The organism is Brevundimonas sp., from assembly GCF_052436175.1.
Lineage (GTDB): Bacteria > Pseudomonadota > Alphaproteobacteria > Caulobacterales > Caulobacteraceae > Brevundimonas.
The window spans coordinates 1-13,432 of record NZ_JBQVNM010000074.1 but is presented as its reverse complement, the minus strand read 5'-3'; the positions used below and the strand labels follow the sequence as shown (position 1 = coordinate 13,432).

At 70.1% G+C, this 13,432-nt stretch carries 13 protein-coding genes; 8 read left to right on the top strand and 5 right to left on the bottom strand.

What is annotated here, in order from left to right; translation table 11 throughout:
* The 3 genes from ACT6QK_RS13360 to ACT6QK_RS13350 form a co-directional block, all read left to right on the top strand.
* Positions 1-200 (top strand): hypothetical protein (locus tag ACT6QK_RS13360; RefSeq protein ID WP_444598316.1); only part of this gene is annotated, 200 nt, incomplete at its 5' end.
* Entirely contained in the window at positions 194-904 is a 711-nt protein-coding gene (locus tag ACT6QK_RS13355; RefSeq protein WP_444598315.1) for a TPM domain-containing protein, read from the top strand. The genes ACT6QK_RS13360 and ACT6QK_RS13355, both read left to right, overlap by 7 nt.
* A gap of 81 nt (positions 905-985) precedes the next feature.
* The gene (locus ACT6QK_RS13350; protein WP_444598314.1) at positions 986-1,729 is read left to right on the top strand and encodes an endonuclease/exonuclease/phosphatase family protein; all 744 of its coding nucleotides are present in this window, start codon (positions 986-988) and stop codon (positions 1,727-1,729) included.
* Here ACT6QK_RS13350 and ACT6QK_RS13345 read toward each other — a convergent pair.
* The gene (locus tag ACT6QK_RS13345) at positions 1,726-3,213 is read right to left on the bottom strand and encodes a phospholipase D-like domain-containing protein (protein ID WP_444598313.1); all 1,488 of its coding nucleotides are present in this window, start codon (positions 3,211-3,213) and stop codon (positions 1,726-1,728) included. The two genes, ACT6QK_RS13350 and ACT6QK_RS13345, sit on opposite strands and share 4 nt — an antisense overlap.
* Positions 3,214-3,364: 151 nt before the next feature.
* Here ACT6QK_RS13345 and ACT6QK_RS13340 point away from each other — a divergent pair, with 151 nt between their 5' ends.
* From ACT6QK_RS13340 to ACT6QK_RS13330, 3 genes are all read left to right on the top strand, one after another.
* Positions 3,365-3,535: a hypothetical protein gene (locus tag ACT6QK_RS13340; protein ID WP_444598312.1), complete on the top strand. Its 171-nt coding sequence runs from the start codon at positions 3,365-3,367 to the stop codon at positions 3,533-3,535.
* Positions 3,536-3,706: 171 nt separating this feature from the next.
* On the top strand, positions 3,707-6,331 hold the full coding sequence (locus ACT6QK_RS13335; protein WP_444598311.1) for a tipN: 2,625 nt from the start codon (positions 3,707-3,709) through the stop codon (positions 6,329-6,331).
* A gap of 102 nt (positions 6,332-6,433) precedes the next feature.
* On the top strand, positions 6,434-7,030 hold the full coding sequence (locus ACT6QK_RS13330) for a hypothetical protein (protein ID WP_444598310.1): 597 nt from the start codon (positions 6,434-6,436) through the stop codon (positions 7,028-7,030).
* Between the two features lie 7 nt (positions 7,031-7,037).
* Here ACT6QK_RS13330 and ACT6QK_RS13325 read toward each other — a convergent pair whose 3' ends face one another.
* Positions 7,038-8,186 carry an MFS transporter gene (locus ACT6QK_RS13325; RefSeq protein WP_444598309.1) on the bottom strand — a complete coding sequence of 383 codons (1,149 nt, stop codon included), beginning with the start codon at positions 8,184-8,186 and terminating at the stop codon, positions 7,038-7,040.
* 65 nt (positions 8,187-8,251) lie between these two features.
* On the opposite strand from ACT6QK_RS13325, the gene ACT6QK_RS13320 reads away from it, so the two are divergent.
* On the top strand, positions 8,252-8,623 hold the full coding sequence (locus ACT6QK_RS13320; RefSeq protein WP_444598308.1) for a DUF423 domain-containing protein: 372 nt from the start codon (positions 8,252-8,254) through the stop codon (positions 8,621-8,623).
* A gap of 25 nt (positions 8,624-8,648) precedes the next feature.
* Positions 8,649-9,632: a prolyl aminopeptidase gene (pip, locus tag ACT6QK_RS13315; RefSeq protein ID WP_444598307.1), complete on the top strand. Its 984-nt coding sequence runs from the start codon at positions 8,649-8,651 to the stop codon at positions 9,630-9,632.
* Positions 9,633-9,699: 67 nt separating this feature from the next.
* On the opposite strand, the gene rodA is transcribed toward pip, so the two are convergent.
* The 3 genes from rodA to ACT6QK_RS13300 all read right to left on the bottom strand — a co-directional run.
* Positions 9,700-10,857, bottom strand: coding sequence for a rod shape-determining protein RodA (rodA, locus tag ACT6QK_RS13310; RefSeq protein ID WP_444598306.1), 1,158 nt, complete (start codon positions 10,855-10,857; stop codon positions 9,700-9,702).
* Positions 10,854-12,881, bottom strand: coding sequence for a penicillin-binding protein 2 (mrdA, locus tag ACT6QK_RS13305; protein ID WP_444598305.1), 2,028 nt, complete (start codon positions 12,879-12,881; stop codon positions 10,854-10,856). The genes rodA and mrdA overlap by 4 nt, the downstream gene beginning before the upstream one ends.
* A partial coding sequence (locus ACT6QK_RS13300) for a hypothetical protein (protein WP_444598304.1) occupies positions 12,878-13,432 on the bottom strand: 555 nt, incomplete at its 5' end. The genes ACT6QK_RS13300 and mrdA, both read right to left, overlap by 4 nt.

The window sequence follows — 13,432 nt, the reverse complement described above, 5'->3', positions numbered from 1 at the left end:
CGCGCGGCGGCGGCCGGCGACGCCGCGGCGACCTCGGCTCGATCCTGGTCTGGACGGCGGCCGAGGCCCTGCGCCACAGCGCCAGTTCAGGCGGCGGAGGCAGCGGCGGCTTCCGGAGCGGCGGCGGCGGATTCGGCGGAGGCGGCTTCTCCGGCGGCGGCGGCAGTTTCGGCGGCGGCGGAGCCTCGGGCGGATGGTGACCTCGAACAACGGCAAGGGCGTCCTTTCGCCGGAGGACAGCGCGCGCGTCTCCAACGCCATCCTCGTGGCCGAACACGCCACGTCCGGCGAGATCTTCTGCGTTCTGGCGCGCGAGGTGTCGTCCTATCGCGACGTCTCCCTCGGCTGGGCGGCCGCAGCGGCCCTGCTCGCGCCCATGCTGCTCATCCCCCTGGGCTTCGAGCCCTCCTGGGTCCCGGGCGTCGGGGACAGCTGGGAGGCGGCGCAGCTGGCGGCGCGCGACGGCCTCCTGGCCCGCACCCTGACGGCCTATGCCGTGCTTCAGGCCCTGGTGTTCGTGCTGGTCTTCCTGATCGCCTGCTGGCCACCCATTCGCCGGCTGCTGACGCCGCGCGCGCTGCGCCGGGCGCGGGTGCGCAAGGCGGCCCTGCGCCAGTTCATGGCCCACGGCCTGCACATGACGCGCGACCGGACCGGCGTCATGATCTTCGCCGCCCTGTCCGAGCGGCGGGTCGAGGTCATCGCGGACGAGGGGATCCACGCCAGGGTCGACAGCGACGTCTGGGCCAACGCGGTCGACACCCTGACCGCCGCCATGCGCCGGGGCGCGCCGGCGGAAGGCTTCGAGGCCGCGGTCACCCAGGTCGGCGGAGTCCTGGCCGAACACTTCCCGCCGCGCCCCCTCAATCCCGATGAGCTGCCGAACCGTCTGGTCGAGATGTGACGCCTCCCGGCGCCCGATGGTCTTTCACCTGTCGCATTCGCGGCGCATGAGGCGCTCGACGCCGCCCGCAGACCGGATTCCATGCCCCGCCTCCTGACCTACAACGTCCATCGCTGCCTCGGCGTCGACAAGAAGCTGGACGTGGCCCGCATCGCCGCCGTCATCGCCGAACAGGCGCCCGACATCGTCTGCCTTCAGGAGCTCGACGTCGGCCGCGCCCGCTCCGGCCATGTCGATCAGTGCCAGGCGATCGCGCGGGAACTGGCGATGTCGGTCCACTTCAACGCCGCCATGACCATCGAGACCGAACAGTATGGCGACGCCTTGCTGACCGCCCTGCCCGAGCGCCTGGTCAAGAAGGGCGCCCTGCCCACGGTGCGCGGCGTCCCGGGGCTGGAGCCGCGCGGCGCCCTCTGGGCCGCCATCGAGATCGACGGGACGACGCTGAACGTCTTCAACACCCATCTGGGCCTCGTCCCGCGCGAACAACGGCTTCAGGCCGAGGCCCTGGTCGGCCCCGGCTGGATCGGCCATCCCGACTGCGTCGGCCCGACCCTGCTGACCGGCGACTTCAACGCCACCTCCATCACCCGTCCCTACCAGGTGCTCGCCGCCCGCCTCGACGACGCCCAGCGCCGCCTCGGTCTGAAGCCCAGCCTCAAAACCTTCCCGTCCAGCTTCCCCGCCATCCGCATCGACCACGTCTTCGTCAGCCCGGATATCCGCATCACGGGCGCGTCGGTGCCCAACTCGCCCATGGCCCGCGCGGCCTCGGACCACCTGCCCCTGGTCGTGGACTTCGAGATCGAGACCCGGACCGCCTAGCGTTCCCGCAGCCGGCTGAACTCGCCGCCCGCCTGGCGCTGCGAAGGGTTGCGCCGCTTCCACGGCCGCCAGGCGTTGTCGACCGAGGACGGGTCGCCCAGCTGCCATTCGGCGATGAAACGCTCGAGGCTGGACGGCGGCACGGCGCCCAGGGTCTCCATCCGACCGGTGTCGAACGTCTGGATGGCCTTGCCGACCGAGCCCATCACCGCCTCGGCTGCGGCGAAGTCGGCGGCCTCCACCCCGATGAAATGCCCGATGCTGTGGTGGCGGAAATCGCGGATGGTCTGCCGCCCCCCCTCCGTCTGGGGCTCGATGGCCACGTCGCATTCGGTGTCCAGACCCATGGACCGGTTGTTCAGATTGGTCGATCCGACGCGCAGCAGCTGATCGTCGATGATCGAGACCTTGGCGTGGACGATGATCCGTTCACCCTGGGCCGTACGCGGCGCGAAGGCGAAGAACCGACCATATTCGTCCGCGCTTTCCAGACGATACAGCACCTCCGACCGGGCCGTATCCATGGTCATCTTGTCGAACCAGCTGGGACTGTTGCCGGTCGAGACGAGCACGATCTCCGGACCGTCCGGCTCCCGCAGCCGCTGCGCCAGGCAGGCCGCGATGGCGGGCGAGGTGAAGTACTGGTTCTCCAGATAGATCAGCCGCTGCGCGCGTCGGATCGATTCCAGATGCAGCCGCTCGTTCTCCCGCACCTCATGCCGGCCGCGCGACTTCGGCTCAGTGCGCGCGATGCCGACGGGCACGTCGCGCATCTGCACCTCGATTTCGGGAGGCCAGGGATCGGTCACGACCTCGTCCGGCACGGTGCGCTCCCAGGTGGCGCGGAACCAGCGCTCGCGCGCCAGGTCGCCGAGCGCCCGCGCCGCCGGGCCCGACATCACCGTCATCGTCTCGTGACGCGGCGCGCTGATCACGCCCGAGGGCATGCACCGGCGCGGATCGTCGTCATAGTGCTTCTCGGTATCCCAGCGATCCGTCGAGATGTCGCCACCGCCGCAGAAGGCCAGCCTGTCGTCGATCACCACCACCTTCTGATGGTGACAGGCGCCCGGCATGCCCGGCTGATCCAGCCGAAACTCGACCATCCGCTTCCTGAACCAGCGCTGGGCCTTGTGCGGATAAAAGCCCTGCGACGCTGCGATCAGCAGCGGCGAATGCCAGATCAGCAGCCGCACATCCAGGTCCGGTCGGGTCCGCACCAGCATGCGCAGCTTATGGCCGATCTCGGTCTGGCGGTCGCCCATGGGGCTTTGGGGGTCCAGCCGCGTGCGCGGGTCGAATTGCCAGCCCAGCACCACGATCGACCGCTCCGCCCGGTCCAGCGCCGCCGACAGGGCGTCGAAATAGGCGTCGTTCTCCATCAGCACCGACAGCCGGTCGGCCGTCTCTGTGCGCCAGACCGTGTCGCCGGGCGTCAGAAGGCTGCCGGAATAGCCGGCGGAGGGGGTCGTCGATTCGGGCATTCGCGCCTTTGTGGTCCAGAACCGTGACAATGGTGCACCGCCGTCGTCCCACCGCAAAGGCCGATTCCGCCGATGAAGCCCGGCGGATTGTAAGCACCACCGTTTTGGCGCATCATGGTCGTGTCAGGGGAATAGGCAGGGAGGGTTCGCAGTGCAGGCTTTGATCGAACTGCTCATCGGCTTCATCGCCCTGCTGGCCGCCGCCGCGCTTTCGCCCTTCGGCGTCGATCTCAAGACCGCCCCCAAGACCGAGCAGGAAATCCACCGCGTCTCCGACTGCCGCCAGGCCCCGTCGTCGGACCACTCGCGCGAGGCTTGCTGATCCCATCGGTTGCGCCGGGGGGCGAACCGGCCGCACGGCCCGATTGCGCCCCGTCTCAAATGCGGATGATCCGACCGTCGCGGCTTTGCGGACGCGGGATCAGGCGTTAGGGTTCGCGCGCCAGGCGAGCTCTCCCCGCCGCCGGCCTCCTTTCGACCGAGACGACGCCTGATGAAATCCCGCCAGCGGCCGCCCCTCAATCTGTCCGACCCCGAGCCCGACGCCCAGCCGTCCGGAGGGACCGAGGCCGCCGACGCGCCGGCCGAGGCGCCCGTCGAGACCCCTATCGAAGCCCCGGCGTCAGGTCCGGCGGAGGTCGCGCCGACCCCGCCCGAACGACCGATGTCCGAGCGCCGCCGCCGTCGCCTGATGGAGGAACAACGCCAGGCCGAACAACGCGCCGACCTGGAGATCGCCGAACCCCCGGCCGACACGCCCGTGGCCACCCCAGTCTTCGCCCGGAGCGCCGAGGCGCCCCCCGCCCCCTATGTCGCTGCGCCTGCGCTCGCGGACGGCCAGCCCCTCGCGCCGCCCGCATCCCCTGCCCCGACCCTGCCGCAGGCCCGTATCACCGGCGCCGCCCGCCACGCCTATCCCCTCGCCGGCCTCGCCTCGGCGCTCTGGGTCGGGGGCGTCGCCGCCCTCGCCGCCTATGAGTTCGGGGCGGCGGGCTCCACGGTCGATCCGCTGCGCATCGCCATCTACGCCCTGCTCGCGCTGGCGCCGGTCGGCCTGGCCATCCTTCTGGCCCATGCCGTGCGTCAGGGTGCGGGGCTGGCGGCCGAAACCCGGCGGGCGCGGGATCTGGCCGAGGCGCTCGTCGCCCCGACCGCCCTGGCCGCCCAGCAGACCGGCCAGGTGCTCCAGACCCTCCGCGACGACATCGACCAGGCCAGCCTGGCGGCCCAGCGCGCCCACACGGACATGACCCTGTTGCGCCAGGCCCTGAGCGAGGAAACCACGCGACTGAACGACGCCGCCGCCGTCGCCGGGGTCACGGCCCGCAAACTGGCCGAACAACTCGCCGCCGAGCGTGACGAAATGCAGGCTCTCGGCCTCCACCTCGACACCCAGTCCAGCAATGTCCTGGATTCGGTGGAGCGCCAGTCCCGCATGATCGTGGATGCCTCAGACCTGGCCCAGACCCAGTTGCGCGAGGCCGAGGCCGCCCTCGCCGCGCGCGCCGCCGATCTCGCCGCCGCCGCCGGAGAGGCCCAGGACGCCGCCCGCCTCGCCGCCGACGACCTGGCCCGCCAGACCCTTCGGCTGGAGAACGCCGGCTCCGGCGTCACCGAGCAGATCCAGTCGGTGGAGGAAGGCCTCGGCCAGCAGCGCGCCGCCCTGGTCACCGCCGCCTACGCCCTGCGCACCGATCAGGAGGACTTCTCCGCCCAGGTCGAAAGCCAGCGTGCCCAGCTCATCGCCCAGCTCGACGCCAGCCGCACAGCCGCCGGCGCCCTGGACGAGACCTCGACCCGCTCGGCCGAAACCATCCGCGATCTGGTTGAGGCCGCGACCGACCAGTTCCGCGCTCTGGTCGACATGTCCCAGCGCGAGGCCGACAGCTTCGACGCCGCGACCAAGACCGCCCTGGACCGCTTCGAGGCCCTGGCCGCTGAGGCGCGCGACACCCTGGTCGAGGAGACGCGCCGCGCCCTCGCCGCCATGCAGGCCACCGCCGAACAGAGCCGTCTGGAATCCATCGACGCCGCCAACCAGGCCCAGCTTCGCGCCGATCGCCTGGGCGAGGCCCTGTTCGACGCCTCCCAGAAGGCCGATCAGGCCGCCGAGGACCGGATCGCCGGCGCCCGCCGCATCGTGGCCCAGACTGCTGATCTGGTGGACGCGGCGGGGGAAAGCGCCGTCGAACGCCTCGAACGCACCATGGACCGGATGACCCAGGCCCTCGCCGAGATCGAGAGCACGGTCAGCCAGATGGACGAACGCGCCGCCCGCCTGCCCGAGGAGGCCCGCCGTCGCGCCGCCGAGGTCCAGACCACCGTCGAGAACGGCCTCGCCGCCCTCGCCGCCGCCTCGCGCAAGGCCGCCGAGGACACCGAGGCCCTCGATGTCGCCTTCCAGGAGCGGGTCCGCCGCAACTACGACATGCTGACGGAGGCCGTGCGCCTGATGGGCGTGGTGTCGGGCGACGGCGCCGCCGCGCGGCGTCGCGAGCCGGCCCTGGCCCCATCCGACGAGCGCCCGGTCCGTTCGCGCCCGCCCGAGCCTCAGGAGCCCGGCCTGCGAGGCCGACTTCGGCTCGAACCCTCCGGCGATGACTTCGCCATGCGCCCCACCCCGGCCGCGCCGCGCGTGCCGTCGACCCAAACCCCGCCTCCAGCGACGACCGCCCCCACCGGACCGATGGGCTGGAACGACCTGGTCGGCGACGACGACGCTCCTGCCGCCGGCCGGGCCCCGCGCGAAGAGCCACAGGCCGCCGACGCCGAGGCCATGGCCGACCGCATCACCGCCGCCATCCGCCGCATGGGGGTCGATCCCAACGCCCTCCTGCCCCGTTCCCGCGTTCAGGAGGCGGCCGACGCCCTGGCCGACCGCGATCCCGAGCGGGCCCGCCAGATCGTGCGCCGCGTGGCCCCGGCAGCCGTTCGCAGCGTGTCTCGCCGCGTCATCAGCGATCCCGATTTGCGGACCGATTCCGAACGCTACGTCCGCGCCTACGCCCGCCTGCTGGACGGCCATGGCCGCGACCGCTCGGCCGTGCTCCAGGCCCTGGGCAGCGACGGCGGCCGCGCCTTCCTCCTGCTGGACGCGGCCGTCGGCGACCTGGGATAGATCAGGCCCTCGCCTCCATCGCTTTTCGTCTTGACGGCGGGGGTCGCTTGCCGACACGGTGCGGGCGTTCGTCACATCATTGTCATACGACCAGCAGGGTTCATGCTTGCCTCCTCAGAGACCAGGCCCGACCGCAGGCCGTCGATCGTCATCTGCGCCTATGACGTGGCCGACGGAGGCTGGGACGCGGTCGAGGATCTGTCGGGCGCCATCTGGCATCCGGCGGGCGCCCGCACCGTTCCCGTGGCGGCGGGCGAACCGGCCCGCCTGGCCGAACTGCTGAGCCGCCATCTGCGCGAGGCCGACTGCCGCGCCGTTCTTCTGGTCGGCCGCACCCGGCGCAGCGATGGCTTCCGGGTCCAGATGCGAGCCGAGAACCGCACCCTGGACGGCGCTCACCGCCTGTCCGAGACCGGCCCCGCCCTGGCCCGCACGACGGCCCCCGTGGCCGAAATGGTCCGTGCTCTCAAGGACGCCGGCCTCGCCGCCGACGCCAGTTCCGACGACGAAGACGATGCGGGCGGCTTCCTGCTCTACAGCGTCCTGACCAGCCTGCCCGATGACGTCGATGTGCCGGCCGTCGGCCTTCTACGCGCTCCCGCCGGCGTGGGTCAGATTACCCTGGACAAGGGCGTCCGGGCCGCCGCCGCCGCCATCGCCCGACACCTGTCTCCCCTGCCCCGCGCCCGCGCGAACTGATCCAGACCTAACCGACCGCCGCGCGCGTGCGCCTGAGCGCCAGCACGGCCAGGCCGCCGCAGGCCCCCAGGGCCGCCATGGCCGAATAGCCCTGCACCCCGACCGCGTCGTACAGGGGCCCCGCCGCCAGGGTCGCCAGCCCGATCAGCACCCCCGCCGACAGCATGGACCCCAGGGTCTGGGCCGCCGTCTGGCTGTCGGCGGGCGCCAGCCTCGACGCCAGTTGCACCCCGGCCAGGAAGGTCGCCGCGAAGGTCAGGGCGTGCAGCGTCTGCAGCGGCCACAGCATCCACAGCGGCGGGGCGAACGACAGGGCCGCCCAGCGCACCACCGCCGCGCCCGATCCCACCGCCAGGAGGGTCAGCGGCCCGATCCCCCGCGCCCGCCGCCACGGCTCGCCCCACCACATCAACCCGATCTCGACCACGACGGAGAAGGCCCACAGCAGGCCGGTCTGGATCTCGGGAATACCCTGCGCCTTCCAGGCCAGGGCCGAGAAGCCGTAGTAGAAGGCGTGACTGGACTGGACGCAGCCCACCGCCAGCACTGCTCCCATGAAGACGGGATCGCGCGCCAGCCGTCCCAGGCCTCGGAACCGGTCCCGCTTGCGCGTCGGCGCTCCGCCGTCGGTCACCGGCTCGGGCGGCAGAACCCAGCGCGCCGAGGCCGCCATGGCCACGCCCGCGACCACCACCCAGATCAGCACCGCGTCCACGCCTGTCCGGGTCAGCAGCGCCCCCATGATGATGTTTGCGCCCACGAAGGCCGCCGAGCCGCAGCCGCGCGGAAAGGCGAACGAGAAGCCTTCCTTCTGCGACAGCCGCACCGTCATGGCGTCTGTCAGGGGGATCATCGCCGCCGAGGCCGTCGCCGCCACGAACCACAGCGGCGCCCACAAGGCGAAACCCTCAACCTGCATCGTCAGCCCATAGGCGGCGGCGCTGGTCAGGCCCAGAAACGCCAGCGCGGTCCGGCGATAGCGAAAGCCGTCGGCCCACACCGCGATCAGCGGCCCCGTCACCAGCCGCCCCAGCATGGGGGCGGCCAAGAGGACGCCGATCCTGGCCCCGTCCAGCCCCTGGGCGTGAAACCACAGGGCCGCGAACGGCAGGGCCACCCCGTTCGCTCCGAACAGAAGCATGAATTGCAGCGCCATGCGCCTCGACGAATCCATGCCGCTGGATAGCAGACGCGCGCGTCGCCGTGGTCTAACTTCGGCCCATGACCCTGAACCGCCCCCTCGTCCTCGCCGCCTGCCTGAGCGGCGCCCTTGCCGTCGCCCTCGGCGCCTTCGCCGCCCATGGCGCCGGACCGGCGATCAAGACCCTGCTGACGACCGGCAGCCATTACCTGATCGTCCACGCCCTGCTGGCCCTGGCCTGCGCCGCCTGGCCGTCGAGGGACCGGCTCGTCGGTCTGGCCGGTTGGTTGGCCCTGATCGGCGGACTGGTTTTCTGCCTGTCGCTGGCCGCCATCGGCTGGACGGGCGTGACCGCGCTGGGGATGATCACGCCCATCGGCGGGCTGCTCATGATCGCTGCTTGGCTTTTGCTCGCCTTTGCCGCATTCGGGAACCGAACAGACGTCGCCTGACCGTCGCAGAGACCCCCGTACCCGTATGGCTTTCACGGCTCCCGAGACCGCCCGCCGCGACCTCTATCCCGAGATCGAACCCTTCGCCTTCGGCTGGATGGAGACCGGCGACGGCAACCGCATCTACTACGAGGAATGCGGCAACCCCCAGGGCCTGCCGGTCGTCGTCCTGCACGGCGGGCCGGGTGGGGCGGTCAACCCGGGCATGCGGCGCTATTTCGACCCGGCGAAGTACCGCGTCGTCCTGTTCGACCAGCGCGGTTGCGGCCAGTCCACGCCGAACGCCGCGCAGACCGACCTTTCGGACAATACCACCTGGACCCTGATTGAGGACATCGAGCGGCTGCGCGAACGCTGCGGCATCGACAAATGGGCGGTCTTCGGCGGCTCCTGGGGTTCCACCCTGTCGCTGGCCTACGCCATCACCCATCCGGAACGCTGCACGGCCCCGCTGCTGCGCGGCATCTTCCTGCTGCGCAAGCCCGAGCTCCGCTGGTTCTACCAGGAGGGCGCCTCCATGCTCTATCCCGACGCCTGGGAGCGGTTCGTCGAGCCCATTCCCGAGGCCGAGCGCGGCGACCTGATGGCGGCCTACTACAAACGCCTGACCGGTCCCGATCTGGAGGAGCGCCGCCGCTGCGCCGTCGCCTGGTCCAGCTGGGAGGGCGAAACCGTCAGCGTCGAGGGCCCCGGCGCCCGCCCCGACAAGTTCGCCGACCCGGATTTCGCCGTCGCCTTCGCCCGCATCGAGTGCTGGTACTTCGTCAACGGCGGCTTCTTCCCCGAAGAGAACTGGATCCTGAACAACATCCGCCGCATCCGCCATATTCCCGGCTGGATCGCCCAGGGCCGGTTCGACGTGGTCACCCCCATGACCAGCGCCTGGGACCTGCACCGCGCCTGGCCCGAGGCGAGGCTGGACGTCATCCCCGACGCCGGCCACGCCTCCTCCGAACCCGGCATCATCGACAGCCTCGTCCGCGCGACGGATTGGGCGGCGTCCCTGTAGTCCCGTCATCCTCGGGCCAGGAGCGCAGCGACGCCGACCCCAGGCCCCGGACTTGATGCTGTCCCGCCTAAAACAGCCCCTGGCTCTTCGGCAGCTCGGCGTAGCGGTGCACCCGCGTCGACAGGATGAAGCCGAAGCCGATCATCAGCGTCATCATCGACGACCCGCCATAGGACAACAGCGGCATCGGCACGCCCACTACGGGCGCCAGCCCCATGATCATCGCCCCGTTGATCAGCACGAACAGGGCGAAGAAGGCGATCATCCCCGCCGACCCGATACGACAGAAATGGCTGTGCGCCAGAGACGCGATCCTGAGCGAGATCAGGATGACGGCCGCATAGCAGAGCAACAGGAAGCAGGAGCCGACGAAGCCGAACTCCTCGGCCACCGTCGAGAAGATGAAGTCGGTCTGCCGCTCCGGCAGGAACTCCAGCTGGCTCTGGCTGCCCAGCCCATAGCCCCGCCCCAGGAAGCCGCCCGAGCCAAGGGCGATCTTGGACTGGATGATGTTGTATCCCGTGCCTGTGGGATCGCTCTCGGGCGACAGGAAGGTCAGGACCCGGTTCCGCTGATAGTCGTGCATGCCGAACATCACGAACGGCGGCACGATGGCCACGGCCGCGACCGCAAGGGTGGCGATGATCCGCCAGCTCAGCCCCGCCATGAACATCACCGCCGCCCCGGTCAGGCCGATGACCATGGCCGAGCCCAGATCCGGCTGCTTGGCGATCAGGATGAAGGGTATGCCGACCATGGCCGCGGGCACGATCAGCTTCCAGTGCCAGCGCGCCTCTTCGGCCGTCTGGTTGTGGTACCAGCGGGCCAGGGCCAGAACGAGGCCCAGCTTGATGAACTCGGCCGGCTGGATGCGGATGAACCCCAGGTTGAGCCAGTTCTTCGCCCCCCCGGCCGTATAGCCCAGCGGCGTGAACTCGATCATCAGGACCAGGACCATCAGCACCGCGTAAAGCGGATAGGCCGCACGGAACCACCAGCGCGGATGCACCAGGGCCAGGCCCAGCATGACCGCCAGCATGCCGCCGAAGCGGATCAGCTGGTTCAGCGCCCAAGGCTGCCAGCTGCTGCCCGCGATCGAATACTGCATGGCGATGCCGGAACCCGCGATGACGCAGATCAGCCCGACCAGCCGCCAGTCGATCCCGGCGATCTTGCTCGAAAGCCGCTCGCGCTCTCCGGGCCTGGTCAGGGCGGAGGCGGTCATTGCGGGACCTGCAACGGATCAGGGTTGAGCTCCGGTGTCGGAACGGTCGTTCCGCTCCGATCCGCGGGCGTGGACACCGCCTGCTCCGGGGCAGCGCCGAAGTTGGGGTCTTCAAGCGTGGCCGGACCTTGCGGCTCCGGTGGCGGCGGCCTCTGGATGCGTTCCAGCATTTCCGGGTCTTTCAGAAGCACCGTTCGCATGATCTCTCGCGCGCGCGGCGCGCCGGCCGTCGCTCCCCCCTTGCCCCCGTGCTCGATGATGACCGCCACCGCGTAGCGCGGCGCATCAATAGGCGCGAAGGCGACAAACAGGTTGTGATCCTTCTTGGCCCAGACGTCGGACTTGCGTGAACCGGAACCATAGTCCCGGGACTGGGCCGTTCCGGTCTTGCCCGCCATCTGGATGTCGCCGAGCCCCAGCTGGCTCTGGCGATAGGCTGTGCCAGAACGGTCGTTGGCCACCGCGATCATGCCCTGCCTGACGATCTCGATATGCTCGCGCGGGAAAGGCAGGTCCGGCACTGCCGCCCCACTGGGTCGCTCGACCCCGCCGACGGACTTGATCAGTCGTGGCACCAGCGCCTTGCGCCCGTTCGCCAGCCGCGCGGTCATCACGGCAAGTTGCAGGCAGTTCACCGTGACCGCCCCCTGTCCGATCGCGACAGACGTGGTCTCGCCGGGATGCCAGACGGGGTCCTTCGGATAAGTGCGTCGCTTCCAGTCCGTGGTCGGCAGCAGCCCCTTCTTCTGGTTGCCGACGCCTATATCGAATGTCTGCTCAAAGCCGACCTTGCGCGCCGTGTCGGCGATCACATCCACCCCGGCCCGGTTGCACAGGGCGTAGAAATAGACATCGCAAGAGTTCTTGATGGCGTCGTGCATGTTCTGCACGCCGTGAACGCCCCAGCAGCGCTGCGTTCTGTTGCCCGTACGCCAGCTTCCGCGACAAGTGACGGTGATCGACGGATCCACCCCGGCCTGCAACAGGGCCAAGGCCGTTGTCGGCTTGAACGTGGAGCCCGGCGGAAAGGTGCCGCCGATCGCCTTGTCCAGCAGCGGCTTGCGCTCATAGTCGGCCAGGGCGCGATAGACGCTCGTCGGCACCCCGCCCACGAACAGATTCGGATCGAACGACGGCGACGACGTCATGCACAGGATGTCGCCGTTGCGCACATCCATCACCACGCACGATCCGCTCTCGACGTCGAACACCTCCAGCGCCCGGTTCTGCACGTCGGCGTCCAGGGTCAGGACCACGTCCTCGCCCGGCACGGCGGGACGCGAGCCGCCGATGTCCTCGGCCACCACCCGGCCGCGCACGTCAACCTCGACCCGGTTGCCGCCGGCCACGCCCTGAAGCGCCTTGTCGAGCGATTTTTCCAGCCCTGAGCGGCCGATACGATAGCCGGGGTTGTACAGGATCGGCGGCGGGGTTTCGCCCGCATCCTTCATCGCCTTGACGTCGCGATCCGACACCTTGGCCACATAGCCGATCACGTGGGCGAAGGCGCCGCCGAACGGGTAATAGCGGGCCTGGTTCATGTCCGCCATCACGCCCGGCAACTCGTTGGCGTAGAGGTTGACCTTGGCGAACTCTTCCCAGGTCAGGTCGCTCTTGACCGGCACGGGCGAGAAGCGCGGCGCGGCGTTGACCTCGCGGATAATCGTCCGGCGCCGGTTCAGGGTGTCAGGAAGCAGTTGCCCCAATAGATCCAGCGTCTGGTCCAGGTCCTTGGTCTCGTCGCGCACGACCAGCACGCGGAAGCTGGGCCGGTTGCCGGCGATGACCACGCCGTTGCGATCCAGAATCCGTCCGCGCGGCGGCGGCGTGAGACGGAAGTTGAACTGGTTGTTGGTCGCCAGCGTCGCGTACTCGTCCGCCTGCACGACCTGCAGCTGACCCAGCCGCACCATCAGCGCCCCGACCCCAAGGGCCGCCGCTCCGCCCACGACGAAGGTGCGCCTCAGGAACGACCCCTGACGTTCGTTGACGTCGGTGAAGAAGATCGACGGTTCGCTGCTCATCGGAAACGGGTGTCCCCGTCGTCAAACCGCTCCAGCATCCAGCAGGCGGCGGGCCACAGGATCAGGGTCGGCACGACCTGACCGACCAGTGCGAACAGGCTCGGCGCATTGCTCGCATCCAGACTGACGACCAGATAGGCGATCAGGAAGGCCAGCAGGGTGCAGCAGCCGTACCAGAGCATCAGGATCGTCGTCTCCTGCCCCGACAGCAGATTGCGCGACAGCAGGACCAGCACATAGACGGCCAGCAGGGCCAGGGGCCAGACGCCCAGCATCCCGCCCCACACCAGGTCCAGGAACAGACCGAGGAAGAACAGCACCACCGGCCCGATGATCGAAGGCCGGATCAGGGGCCAGGCGAAGGCCAGAACCACGGCCGAAACCGGCTCGGGCAGCTTCAGCCCGAACAGCTCGAACGGCGTGGCCAGCAGGACGGAGACGCCGGCGACGATCAGGCTGGGAATGACGATCCAGTGCAACGGTCCGACGACCCGGACGGCGACGGCCCGTTTCATCCCGGACCTCCCGTCGGGGCCGGCGCGGGGGCGGAC

Coding starts and splice junctions, on each gene's coding strand:
- ACT6QK_RS13355 (WP_444598315.1), top strand. CDS start 194: ATGGTGACCTCGAACAACGGCAAGGGCGTCCTTTCGCCGGAGGACAGC.
- ACT6QK_RS13350 (WP_444598314.1), top strand. CDS start 986: ATGCCCCGCCTCCTGACCTACAACGTCCATCGCTGCCTCGGCGTCGAC.
- ACT6QK_RS13345 (WP_444598313.1), bottom strand. CDS start 3,213: ATGCCCGAATCGACGACCCCCTCCGCCGGCTATTCCGGCAGCCTTCTG.
- ACT6QK_RS13335 (WP_444598311.1), top strand. CDS start 3,707: ATGAAATCCCGCCAGCGGCCGCCCCTCAATCTGTCCGACCCCGAGCCC.
- ACT6QK_RS13330 (WP_444598310.1), top strand. CDS start 6,434: ATGCTTGCCTCCTCAGAGACCAGGCCCGACCGCAGGCCGTCGATCGTC.
- ACT6QK_RS13325 (WP_444598309.1), bottom strand. CDS start 8,186: ATGGCGCTGCAATTCATGCTTCTGTTCGGAGCGAACGGGGTGGCCCTG.
- ACT6QK_RS13320 (WP_444598308.1), top strand. CDS start 8,252: ATGACCCTGAACCGCCCCCTCGTCCTCGCCGCCTGCCTGAGCGGCGCC.
- pip (WP_444598307.1), top strand. CDS start 8,649: ATGGCTTTCACGGCTCCCGAGACCGCCCGCCGCGACCTCTATCCCGAG.
- rodA (WP_444598306.1), bottom strand. CDS start 10,857: ATGACCGCCTCCGCCCTGACCAGGCCCGGAGAGCGCGAGCGGCTTTCG.
- mrdA (WP_444598305.1), bottom strand. CDS start 12,881: ATGAGCAGCGAACCGTCGATCTTCTTCACCGACGTCAACGAACGTCAG.